This window comes from Vibrio sp. GLN_1 (assembly GCF_043106015.1).
Classification (GTDB): Bacteria; Pseudomonadota; Gammaproteobacteria; order Enterobacterales; family Vibrionaceae; genus Vibrio; species Vibrio parahaemolyticus.
This window is the reverse complement of the sequence record NZ_JBICMD010000036.1, coordinates 699,011-710,731: the sequence shown is the minus strand read 5'-3', so window position 1 is coordinate 710,731 and position 11,721 is coordinate 699,011. Positions and strand designations below refer to the sequence as shown.

General features: G+C 44.6%; 7 protein-coding genes. 4 read left to right on the top strand and 3 right to left on the bottom strand.

The window, feature by feature from the left end; translation table 11 throughout:
- Nucleotides 1–152 precede the first annotated feature (152 nt).
- Both ACF8OV_RS20945 and ACF8OV_RS20940 read right to left on the bottom strand, forming a co-directional pair.
- The gene (locus ACF8OV_RS20945) at nucleotides 153–1,904 is read right to left on the bottom strand and encodes an HD domain-containing phosphohydrolase (protein ID WP_023585203.1); all 1,752 of its coding nucleotides are present in this window, start codon (nucleotides 1,902–1,904) and stop codon (nucleotides 153–155) included.
- A gap of 70 nt (nucleotides 1,905–1,974) precedes the next feature.
- Nucleotides 1,975–2,484, bottom strand: coding sequence for a hypothetical protein (locus tag ACF8OV_RS20940; protein ID WP_020842098.1), 510 nt, complete (start codon nucleotides 2,482–2,484; stop codon nucleotides 1,975–1,977).
- 270 nt (nucleotides 2,485–2,754) lie between these two features.
- Here ACF8OV_RS20940 and ACF8OV_RS20935 point away from each other — a divergent pair, with 270 nt between their 5' ends.
- The 4 genes from ACF8OV_RS20935 (at nucleotide 2,755) to glgC (ending at nucleotide 8,222) form a co-directional block, all read left to right on the top strand.
- Nucleotides 2,755–3,228, top strand: a complete 474-nt coding sequence (locus tag ACF8OV_RS20935) for a CreA family protein (RefSeq protein ID WP_005454218.1) — start codon at nucleotides 2,755–2,757, stop codon at nucleotides 3,226–3,228.
- A 131-nt stretch (nucleotides 3,229–3,359) separates the two neighbouring features.
- Nucleotides 3,360–4,664, top strand: a complete 1,305-nt coding sequence (locus tag ACF8OV_RS20930) for an inosine/guanosine kinase (protein ID WP_025510456.1) — start codon at nucleotides 3,360–3,362, stop codon at nucleotides 4,662–4,664.
- 238 nt (nucleotides 4,665–4,902) lie between these two features.
- Nucleotides 4,903–6,651 carry a formate--tetrahydrofolate ligase gene (locus ACF8OV_RS20925; protein WP_020842096.1) on the top strand — a complete coding sequence of 583 codons (1,749 nt, stop codon included), beginning with the start codon at nucleotides 4,903–4,905 and terminating at the stop codon, nucleotides 6,649–6,651.
- A gap of 356 nt (nucleotides 6,652–7,007) precedes the next feature.
- Nucleotides 7,008–8,222 carry a glucose-1-phosphate adenylyltransferase gene (gene glgC / locus ACF8OV_RS20920; RefSeq protein ID WP_005498778.1) on the top strand — a complete coding sequence of 405 codons (1,215 nt, stop codon included), beginning with the start codon at nucleotides 7,008–7,010 and terminating at the stop codon, nucleotides 8,220–8,222.
- A 108-nt stretch (nucleotides 8,223–8,330) separates the two neighbouring features.
- Here the strand turns inward: glgC and ACF8OV_RS20915 are convergent, their stop codons facing one another.
- Nucleotides 8,331–11,495 carry a chitinase C-terminal domain-containing protein gene (locus ACF8OV_RS20915; protein WP_017447584.1) on the bottom strand — a complete coding sequence of 1,055 codons (3,165 nt, stop codon included), beginning with the start codon at nucleotides 11,493–11,495 and terminating at the stop codon, nucleotides 8,331–8,333.
- Between the last annotated feature and the right edge of the window lie 226 nt (nucleotides 11,496–11,721).

Genomic DNA, 11,721 nt, shown 5'->3' with positions numbered 1-11,721 from the left:
CTGATCAAACTTATTTTTTAATACAAATGTATGGCTTAATCATATTTGAGTTTAGATTTGTTTAAACGACAGACTTGGCATTTCGTAGAAATGGGGAAAAGCAATTCCTGTTTTTCTAAGCAAGATCACCGAATGTAATCTTGCTCAGTTTGTTATGCATCAGGATACATGTATCGAACTTCGATGAAGTCATCTAAATTATCTAGCAACAGTTGGCATAATATTGGGTCAAAGTGTTTTCCTTGTTCCAACTTAAACCAATCGACGACTTCATTAATTGTCCAAGCCCGTTTGTAGCAACGCTCTGTTAATAATGCGTCAAATACATCAGCAATTGCGACAATGCGTGCGAAGAGATGAATGTCCTCACCTTTTAGATTATTTGGATAACCCGTACCGTCCCATTTTTCATGGTGTTCGTGGGCAACCACCGCTGCTAATTTGGTGATGTCACCCTCTTTCATGTTCAGCAACTCATAACCTTTAATGGTATGTTGCTTCATGATTTCACGCTCTGAACTTGTCAATGCGCCAGGCTTATCGAGAATCGATTCTGGCACGGAGATTTTACCGACATCGTGCATAGGGCTAATGATTTCAATCATTTCCACTTCACGATGCGTTAATCCGCAAAGTTGAGCCAAACGACGAGACAGTTTAGCGACACGTTTTACATGTTGGCCAGTTTCTCCAGAGCGACTTTCAATCGCCTCACCCAATACGTGAATCATCTCTTTTTGGACGTTTAGTGTTCGTTTTTGAAGCAACACAATTTTTCTATTTTTCTTATCAATCTCTTTGCGTTGGCGAATAGTCATAAACTGAATCACAACAACAAGAGAAAGCAGCACAATAATGCCGCACGTGAACAACAGTGTTTTGAGGTTTACTTTAAACAGTGGTGGTGGCGCATTAAGAATTTCAGCGTTTTTAGGGATGTCATAATGGCTGATTTCATATTTTGTAAGCGCCTTATAGTCCAAGACCGCTTCAGTGATAGCCAGCGCATGCGCCGCTGACGTCAGAGACATCCCCATCTTACTCGCCATTATCTCCGCAGCTTCATAACCAAATTGCTCAGAGCGGTTCACAAAGCCACCCAGTATTCCCGGCTCGCCTAAATAGAGTTCCCACATCACAAACACGGGGGCACGGCTTTTTGCACCAATAGCTCGAGCCACTTCTCTGTAGGTGTGATATTTACCTGAATCCCCTTCCGTATTGTAGTGAGTCAACAAAACCGCATCATTAGCACTGACTGTAGAAAGCTGATTTGCCGCCTCTTGTAGGCTCGCGTCTCTGATTTCAATCAAATTGATACGTGGAAACTTGTTCATCTCTGCTTTTACGCGTTGATATACCAGTTCTGAGGTCACACTGCGATCGGCAAGGTAATACAAATTTTTGATACGGGGACGCAAACGATTGATCAGCGAGATGTTTTCGACCACGCGATCTTCTTCGTAAATCACACTGCCATTTGTACTTACTGTATCGAGAGAAGAGTCTTTATCATTAATCCCAATCGCGACCATAGGAACATTGCGCTTGGGGTTCTGAAAATAATTTCTGACGAAACGCATGGCTGCGTCGTCAGAGATAATCACACCATCAAATTCATAAGCTCGATATTTAAACCGAAGATAACTCGCCATTTGTTGCAAATAGCCTTCGGAATGAACACGCTTCGCGTCCAAATATTCAATGGATAGTTTGACTTCGCCGTCAGTTTGCTTGAATCCCTTTTCGATTCCCGCCTGAATGTCATTAGTCCATTGATAAGACGGATCATAGGAGTGAAGCACGAGAACTCGTTTGAGCTCCCAATTTGTTTCCTCTGCTTGTACGGCAACCGTTCCTATGCACAACACAAGAGTGAGAAAACGCGCTAAACGCTTAACCATTTTTTACCCAGCCGAACCAATGCAATACTGCATATAGTAGCGCTTCATTTTTAAATGAAGCCGATATTGATCAACTTTCTATTATAATTGTGTCACATAATTTGTGATCACTATTAAGTCTTTTCGCAATATCCGCTGAAAACTGTTGTTTATCTAAAGATTGAGAAACGGCCACGTCAGAAATCAGCGTGTTACCTTCATAGCTACTTGCAATGGCGGCACCCACCGGGTTGCCATCTTTAAAACCAACGTACAACTCAAAATCCGGCGTTAAGATAATTTGGGTAAGGTATTCAACTATCATCTCTTGGTCATACTGTTCTTCCCAACGTTGAGACTGAAGAATCGAAAACATAATAGTCAGTCGATGAAAATCCACGAGGAAAATGTCATCTGCCTGCAAATTCGCTTCGCCTTCCAACAAGGAGTCTTTAGCGACGATTTGGTATTCTTGAGCATTTATTGCTTGGAAATAGGTTTCGCGACCTTTCAAGCTTTCAGGAGTGGGAAATTCAACTTCGACGAGATCGTGCAGCCACGCATTTTTGCGTTCGATGCTGGCTAACTGCTGTTCATTCATTTGAGTACCTTAAATATCTCAGGCTACAGAGTAGTAGCGAGTCAAAAACGAGGGCTGTATATGAGCCATCACACCAATATTTCGAAAACCTAACTGGATTTTCTATACCGCATTGACTCGACTCTTAAACATGAACTCGCTTTGAAGCGGTACATTAGCATGAAGCCCTTAACAAACCTAGCTAAAGTCCTGAGGTTGCGCCAAATTTTGTTTTAGATGCCAACGTCTGATAGATTGAATCTATATATTTTTCTAATTAAGGACGGAATAATGAAAAAACGTTTGCTTGCTTTAGGTTTGGTTACCATTCTTGCTGGCTGTGGCAACGATGAGGTTGGTGATGTGTCTTTGGGTATGTTTACTATGAAAGACATAAAACTGAATACGCTCGTAGACCCTGAAGTTCCAGGCGTTACTTGTCATGTAGCGAGCATCGAAGCGGACTTCAGTTTAGCGGACCCAAGCGACAGTTCAATTTCTTGCCGTCAAACTGGTGAAATTACACCGGAGATGATTACTAAAATTGATAAGAGCAAATCAGGTGAAGTGGTATTTAAAAAGTCCAAGAGCGTTTTCTTCAAATCGATGAAGATTCGCCGTATTTATGATCCAGAAAATCAAACCTTGATGTACCTTTCTTACTCAACTAAAGAGACATCAGGCAGCTTCAAACACAGTCTATCAACTGTACCTCTTTGGGGTACGAAAGCTTACATCCAACCGACTGAAGCTAAGATAAATTAAGCTCAATTCGATTACGAATTCGTCAGCCCGCTGCATTTTTCAGCGGGCAAATTTCTTTGCAATAAAACACCACGATTTTCATTTTTTTGTGATACAATCCCGCCTCTTTTTTTTCTCACTCAAGAACAAGCATGAAGTTTCCTGGTCAGCGTAAATCTAAACACTACTTCCCAACTCACGCTCGAGATCCATTAGTCAACCAAATTCGACAAGCGCCTAAGCTATACCGCCCAACCATTGTCGGTGTTGGTCAAACCATCGTAGATATCGAAGCTCGTGTGGATGATGCGTTTCTAGAAAAATACAACCTAAGTAAAGGACATTCTCTTGTTCTTGAAGAGAGCAAAGCAGATGCATTGTATGAAGAGTTAGTAGAGCAAGGGCTGATCACACACCAGTATCCTGGCGATACTATTGGTAACACGCTGCACAATTATTCTGTTCTAGCAGACAGCAAATCTGTATTGCTTGGCGTAATGTCAAAGAACATTCAAGTGGGTTCTTTCGCCTACCGCTACCTTTGCCGTACGTCTTCACGCATGAATTTAAACCACCTACAAACGGTAGATGGTCCGATTGGTCGTTGCTACACCCTTATCTCTCAAGATGGTGAACGTACATTCGCGATTAACGAAGGTCACATGAACCAACTTCTTCCAGAAAGCATTCCTGAAGAAGTATTTGAGAAAGCGTCTGCGCTTGTTGTTTCTTCGTACCTAATGCGCGGTAAAGAAGAAGACCCAATGCCTAAAGCCGTGCAGCGTGCGATTGATTTTGCCAAGAAGCACGATGTACCTGTTGTTCTTACTCTAGGTACAAAGTACGTGATTGAAGGCAATGCGAAATGGTGGCAAGAGTACATTCGTGAAAACGTATCTGTTGTGGCTATGAATGAAGAAGAAGGCGCGGCGCTTACAGGCGAAAGCGATCCACTCGCTGCTGCGGATAAAGCACTTGAGTGGGTAGATCTTGTTCTTTGTACTGCCGGGCCAAACGGTCTTTATATGGCAGGTTACACTGACGAAAAAGTGAAACGTGAAACTACACACGATATTCTTGAAAGCTCTATTGAGGAGTTCAATAAGTTTGAGTTCAGCCGCGCAATGCGCAAAGAAGATTGTGTGAATCCAATGAAAGTGTATTCACACATCGGTCCATACCTTGGTGGCCCTCTAGAAATTAAGAACACTAATGGCGCGGGTGATGCTGCACTATCTGCACTGCTGCATGACATGGCTGCAAACTCTTTCCATCAGAAAGAAGTGCCTACTTCAGAGAAACACGAAGTACGCTGTCTGACGTATTCATCACTTTCTCAAATTTGTAAATACGCGAACCGCGTGAGCTACGAAGTTCTAACTCAGCACTCTCCTCGCCTATCGCGAGCTCTGCCAGAACGCGAAGACAGCTTAGAAGAGACCTACTGGGATCGCTAAGAAGGTTAGCTTTAGAGCAAAAAATATACTTAGGTCACCGTTTGGTGGCCTTTTTGTTTTGATCTAGCGCAGTATTTAGTGGATTTTGTTACTATGTAGCACGCGAAGGCGCACGAACTTCTTTACACCTAATTTTTAACCAGTATTATTCTCGCGCAAACGTTTGCGCAACAACAATACAGTCTACATAGATTGCTTGATGTTGAACGCCGCGTGTTAGCCATATTTGGGAGTATCCATGCAGTCTGATATTGAAATTTGCCGAAACACACCGTTATCTTCCATCGATGTTATCGCTGAAAAAGCAGGTCTATTGCCTGAAGAATTTGATACACATGGAAAATACAAAGCCAAAGTACACCCTAAGTGTTTAGCCCGCCTGAATGACAACCAAAACGGCAAATTGGTTCTGGTCACCGCGATTACCCCAACTCCACTAGGTGAAGGCAAAACCGTGACAACCATTGGCCTTGCTCAAGGACTGGCGAAGCTAAAGCAATCCGTGATGGCATGTATTCGACAGCCATCAATGGGGCCTGTCTTTGGCATCAAAGGTGGTGCCGCAGGTGGCGGATATTCCCAAGTTGCGCCAATGGAAGAGCTCAATTTGCATTTGACGGGTGATATTCACGCCGTTACGGCTGCACACAACTTAGCGTCTGCAGCTTTAGATGCGCGCTTATTCCACGAGCAGCGCGAAGGATATGACGCCTTTGAAGCTCGAACTGGTTTAAAAGCATTAAAAATTGACGTTGAAAGCATTACTTGGAAACGCGTGATGGACCACAACGACCGTGCACTTCGCATGGTCAAAATTGGTTTGAACGAACATGGCAAAACCATTAACGGATTTGAGCGTAACGAAGGGTTCGATATTTCAGCCGCATCCGAGTTGATGGCCATTATTGCGTTGGCAAAAAATCTTAAAGACTTACGTCAGCGCATTGGCAAAATTGTTGTTGCTTATGATCTCGACGGTCAGCCTATCACCACAGAAGATTTACAAGTAGCAGGTGCGATGGCCGTAACGTTGAAAGAAGCCATTGCACCAACACTAATGCAAACGCTTGAGGGTGTCCCTACTCTGATCCACGCAGGCCCTTTTGCTAACATTGCGCATGGCAATTCGTCCATTATCGCTGATGAGATTGCGTTAAAACTTTCACGTTACACGGTAACTGAAGCAGGATTTGGCTCTGACATGGGATTTGAGAAAGCCTGCAATATAAAAGCAGCGGCTGCCAACAAAGCGCCTGACTGTGTGGTGATTGTTGCGACGTTAAGAGGCCTTAAAGCGAACTCCGGCCACTACGACTTGCGCCCTGGCATGGCAATTCCAGATTCGATTTTCTCGCCTGACCAAGCGGCATTGGTAGCCGGGTTTGAAAACTTAAAGTGGCACATCAAGAACGTCCATAAATATGGAATCCCAGCCGTTGTTGCGATTAACCAGTTCCCTCAAGATTGCGAACAAGAACTCATCGCGCTTCAAGATCTCATTCACGCATTCGATCCAAATGTTAAAGTCGCTATCAGCACTGCTTTTGCCCAAGGTGGTGAAGGTACGAGAGATCTAGCACAGCATGTCGTTGATGCTTGCGAAAAAACTACGAATTTCCGACCTCTATATCAGAAACATCAATCCCTTCAGGAGAAGCTGATGTCTGTGTGTGAAGCTGGATATGGTGCGACAAATGTTGAAATGAGTGAACTTGCAACTCAGCAATTGGCTCATTTTGAAAAACTAGGGTTTAACGAATTAGCTGTTTGTATTGCTAAAACGCCACTTTCTATCACCACCGATTCTTCAGTAAAAGGCGCGCCAGTTGGCTTTACTGTTCCAATTCGTGAACTGCGTTTATGTGCCGGTGCTGGCTTCGTGTACGCATTATCGGGTAGCGTTATGACCATGCCCGGTCTTCCTGACAAGCCAGCGTTTATGAATCTCGACCTTGATGAAGATGGTAATATCATCGGTTTGTCATAATGAGCTTCATTTAAATGAAATCAAACACAAAGGGAGCTAGACAGCTCCCTTTATCTTACTGTTTTAAATAGGTTTTACATTGTAAATCAATAATCTCTTTAAATCCCCAGATTCTATACCGCCCCAATATAATGCACTGTCTATTTTTTAATTCACTAATATAGTGCATCAACTCTCGGTCACAAAATTCATCATTTTGATTTTTAAAGAAATATTCAATGGCGCGATTCTTGTACTACAGTTTGCAGTAGCTAACAAACAAACCAGCACATGTCATTCTAAATTGTTGCGTTGTATAACACCTCCTCCGGTTAAGCACGGTTTAGACGCATGTAGAACAAGGGAAAGGGAATATTATGCAAGACGCACTCGCTGTAATTTTAGCAGGCGGGATGGGCTCACGACTTAGCCCACTCACTGATGATCGAGCCAAACCTGCGGTACCATTTGGCGGCAAATACAGAATCATCGATTTTACGCTAACCAATTGTCTTAATTCAGGTTTACGTAAAATTCTAGTGCTTACTCAATACAAATCTCACTCACTACAAAAGCACCTTCGTGACGGTTGGTCGATTTTTAATCCCGAACTTGGTGAGTACATTACGGCAGTTCCGCCTCAAATGCGCAAAGGTGGTGCATGGTATGAGGGTACCGCCGACGCCATCTACCACAACTTGTGGTTACTATCGCGGAACGACGCAAAATACGTTGTTGTGTTATCTGGTGACCATATCTATCGTATGGATTACGCAGCGATGCTTGAGGAGCATAAAGAGAAAGGGGCAAAGCTGACCGTCGCTTGTATGGATGTTCCAGTAAAGGACGCCTCTGCTTTCGGAGTTATGGGAATCGCTGAAAACGGACTGGTTAAGTCTTTTGTCGAGAAGCCCGAAAACCCACCTACTCTTCCAGACGATAAAACCAAGAGCCTTGCATCAATGGGGATCTACATCTTTGATATGGATGTGCTCAAAGAAGCGCTGACCGAAGATGCGAAACTGGAAACGTCTAGCCATGACTTTGGCAACGACATTATTCCAAAATTGATCGACACCGAATCGGTTTACGCTTACAAGTTTTGTGGCAGCAAAGGTCGTGTCGATAAAGATTGTTACTGGCGTGATGTCGGGACAATTGACTCCTTCTATGAAGCAAATATGGATTTATTGGAACCAGTACCGCCGATGAACCTTTACCAATCTAACTGGGCTATCCGCACTTACGAACCTCAATTTCCACCAGCGAGAACCGTCTCTTCTGCAACAGGAAACGAAGGTATTTTCATCAACTCGATCATAGCTACCGGTGTTATCAACTCAGGTGGCTCAGTCCAGCACTCGATCATTTCATCAAATGTGCGTATTCAAGACAGCGCGACCGTTGTAGATTCCATCATTTTTGATGATGTAGAAGTCGGTGAAGGCAGCCAACTGGTGAATTGCATCGTCGATAAACACGTTCGCATACCGCCGAATACACAAATCGGCATCAATAAGGTTGAAGACGCCAAACGCTTCAAAATCTCAGAAAAAGGCATTGTTGTTATACCGGAGAGCTACCAGTTCTGAAAGTCCTCAATTCAAACGACAACATGAACGAAAAAGCGCACGATAATTACCGTGCGCTTTTGTTTAAGTACCTATGAAAGTTAGGTAATAACAGTTAATCAATAATGATTAGATGTTACATACTGTAGCCCAGCTACCGTCGCTACCTGGTTCAGAAGCCGTCCACCAGTTTGCTTGGTAAACCACACCATTGTGGATGACTTTATCACCTTGATTTGCATGGCTTGGGTTACCTGCCCAGTCAGTTTGTGGCAGATTTGGGTATGTTACCAAACCAGCAGTATCACAAGAACCTGGTTCAGTTGTACCGCCACCGCCAGTACCCGCGTTTAGGTCACCGATTGGTAGATCTGGTTGCTCAAACTTGAACGCAAACTCTTTACCACCAGAAATCACTGAGTAGTTCGCAGGACCAGAGATTGGTAGGTAGTAAACCATATCAAGCTCGTAAGTACCGCCTGCTGGCAGATCTTTCCATGCTGGTAGAGAGAACGACACGCGGTGCATTACGCCATCCAAACCACCGATGTTGTTTGCACGAGTATGTCCAGAAGCAATCACTTTCAAACCGCCACCAGATTGGTCTTTCGCGTTGTCCGGCGCAGATACTGGGATATCGAATTGGAATTCAGTACCGCCAGGGATCGCTTGACCTGTGTTGTTCGTAAATGTGATCTTAGGGTTAATTGGGTAGTTTTGGTCGCCAACTTTGAAGCCGCCAACACTAACAGTAATATCTACAGCTTCAGTTGGTGTTGGACCAGTCGCTACTTTGTTACCGTAAGGCGTTGCAGACTTAAACTTGTCGTAGATAGCTTTGGTCATAGTGTTACCCATGTGGTATTCACCATTACCCGCAGCACACGCTTGCTCAGTTGCATCGATAGCAGTACGGTTGCCATTTGCATCTAGTACGTAACAGTTGTAGTCACCTGCTAGTTCCCAGAACATGATACCGCCGATTTCTTTATCGATAACGTAGTCCGCTTTCACTTCGATAGAAGCTTTATCTTCTGTAGATAGGAATACGCCCTTCTCTGCGTTCCACAACCAAGGAGCTACAGCAACACTGTCGTAATTACGAGTGTACGTACCAACCAATTTGTCAGAAGGATCGTTCACTGGATCTAGACCGTAAGCTTGAGCGTAAGAACCCCAAATGCCTTTCTCTAGGTTCTTCGCGTGCCACATAGGGTTCGAGCCTGCGCCCATTTCACGACCTTGTGGATCTAAATCGTGCCACATGTTGTCGATGCCGATAGCACCGTTACCACAGTTGTTCTTCTCACCTTCACCAGTGCCTGGTTGACACTCAGCTTGGTTAGGTAGCGCAGCTCGGCCCCAAAGACCATTGTCACCACCAGTTACGCCTTGCCAACCACGAGTGTAGTAAGGAACACCAATGTTGATACGGCCTGCTGGCATAGAACCACGGAAGTAATGGTAAGCCCAGTCAGTATTCAAGTAACCAATACCGCCATAAGCTGCTGTGCCGTATACGTTCCACTGTGCTAGCTCAGAGTCTTTGCCTGTATCGAATAATGCCGCGTTGTGGCCAACGTGATCGTTCCAAGCACCGTGCAAGTCGTAAGACATGATGTTTACGTAGTCTAAGTACTTAGTTACATCGAAGGTTTCCATACCGCGTAGCAGGTAACCAGATGATGGCGCTGCGATAGTCAGCATGTAATGCGTACCATCTTGAGCAGAAGCTGCATCTAGTTTTTCACGAAGTACTTTCATCAGCTCTTGGTAAGAAGCCCATAGGTACTGACGACGTGGTTCCATGAAGTCTTTATCGTAAGGGTTACCAGCACCAGCCATTGATGTTGGGTATTCGTAGTCGATATCCAGACCATCGAACTTGTACTTACGCATCATTTCAACTGCAGAAGCTGCGAACTTCTCAATGCCAGCATGGTTGATAGAACCATCAGCATTGGTCGTCATTGTGTAGAAGCCACCATCAGCAACACGATCGCCATTTGCATCGAAGTGACCGCCGGTTTCAGCCCAACCACCAATCGAGATTAGCGTCTTAACATCGTGTTTTTGCTTGTAAGTTGCTAGTGCACCAAAGTGACCTTTGAAACCAAGCGTAGGATCGACTTCAACACCTGGCCATGTCTTGCCAGTTGCTGCGTTGTTTGGATCATTAACATCGCCAACGTTCACTTTACCGTCAGAACCGATGCTCACAAACGCGTAGTTGATGTGAGTTAGCTGTTCCCAAGGAATGTCTTTAACAAGGTAAGTTGATTGCGGGTCATCACCTGCGCGCCAGCTCGTGAAGTAGCCGATTACACGACGTGGGTGATCCGCACCCATTTTCTCACGACCTTCTTCGTCGTAGATTGAACAGTAAGGTACGTCCACGCCTGTTGTTTGGTAAAGACCGTCAGGACGACAGTTAGACGCCACTGCGCCACCATTTACAGTTAACGTAGCAATTGCAGAGTCTGTGCTTGCACCTGCGTTATCTGTCGCTTTCGCGTATACCGCTAGAGCGCCCGCTTTTGAAGGCGTTACGTCTAGTGTGTAAGGGGCAGCGGTTGCTGTACCAGCTAATGCGCCAGCAACGTAGAAGTCAACTTTAGCAACGCTACCATCCGCGTCTGCCGCGTTAGCAGTAAGCGTAACAGTACCGCCTAGCTCGATTGAAGTGGCTGAAAGCGCAACATCCACTGTAGGCGCTTCATTACCTGGTTGAGCTGAAGCAATCGTAAGCGTTACTGAACTTGCAGTACTTACCGCACCAGCGTCATCATAAGATTTAGTTGAAAACTCGTGTACGCCTTCAGTTGCAGTCCAAGATGCAGTGAAAGGAGCCGAAGTAGACTGACCAACTAAAGCACCATCAACAAAGAATTCAACTTTGCTAATTGTGCCATCAGTGTCTGCAGCATCTGCGGCTAGGTTAACCACTTCACCAGCGGTGATAGATGCCGACGCAGAAGGAGCGGTTAGAGTCACCGTCGGGATTTCATTTTGTGGTGGATCAACAGGACCTGTTCCATCACAAGCACCAAGAGATTCCCACTCGCCCCACTGGCCAGCTTGTGCAGGGTTATTGTTTTGCGTCCAGTAACGCGCTTTGTATGCGTTACCTTCGTGCTGAACTTGGTCGCCGCCATTATAAACTTTTGACGAATCCCAAACTTCTAGAGGGGCACAATCAACCGCTGCGTAGCTGTTGAAGGCCAATAGACAAGATGCAGTCAGCGTACTTAGCGTAAAGACACTTTTCACTGCTTTCCCGTTTTTAAGGTGCATAATCGCTCTTCCTTAAGTTATTGTTAAAACAATATTAAACGTGTTTGAAACAACACGTTCTTACTTTTATTTCGACGTAAAATAACTTAAGTACAAGTTGGAAATTTCACACTATGTATTTGCGAGTTTTCAACACCACCTCTCAAGAATCCACTAAATGGTTGCAACAAAATACCTATTATTTGGCACCAGCAACTAATTTTATAATTCGAATAAATAAGTGACT

Excerpts from the sequence above, each read along its gene's own strand:
- ACF8OV_RS20915 (WP_017447584.1), bottom strand. The coding sequence starts at position 11,495 with ATGCACCTTAAAAACGGGAAAGCAGTGAAAAGTGTCTTTACGCTAAGT.
- glgC (WP_005498778.1), top strand. The coding sequence starts at position 7,008 with ATGCAAGACGCACTCGCTGTAATTTTAGCAGGCGGGATGGGCTCACGA.
- ACF8OV_RS20930 (WP_025510456.1), top strand. The coding sequence starts at position 3,360 with ATGAAGTTTCCTGGTCAGCGTAAATCTAAACACTACTTCCCAACTCAC.
- ACF8OV_RS20940 (WP_020842098.1), bottom strand. The coding sequence starts at position 2,484 with ATGAATGAACAGCAGTTAGCCAGCATCGAACGCAAAAATGCGTGGCTG.
- ACF8OV_RS20945 (WP_023585203.1), bottom strand. The coding sequence starts at position 1,904 with ATGGTTAAGCGTTTAGCGCGTTTTCTCACTCTTGTGTTGTGCATAGGA.
- ACF8OV_RS20935 (WP_005454218.1), top strand. The coding sequence starts at position 2,755 with ATGAAAAAACGTTTGCTTGCTTTAGGTTTGGTTACCATTCTTGCTGGC.
- ACF8OV_RS20925 (WP_020842096.1), top strand. The coding sequence starts at position 4,903 with ATGCAGTCTGATATTGAAATTTGCCGAAACACACCGTTATCTTCCATC.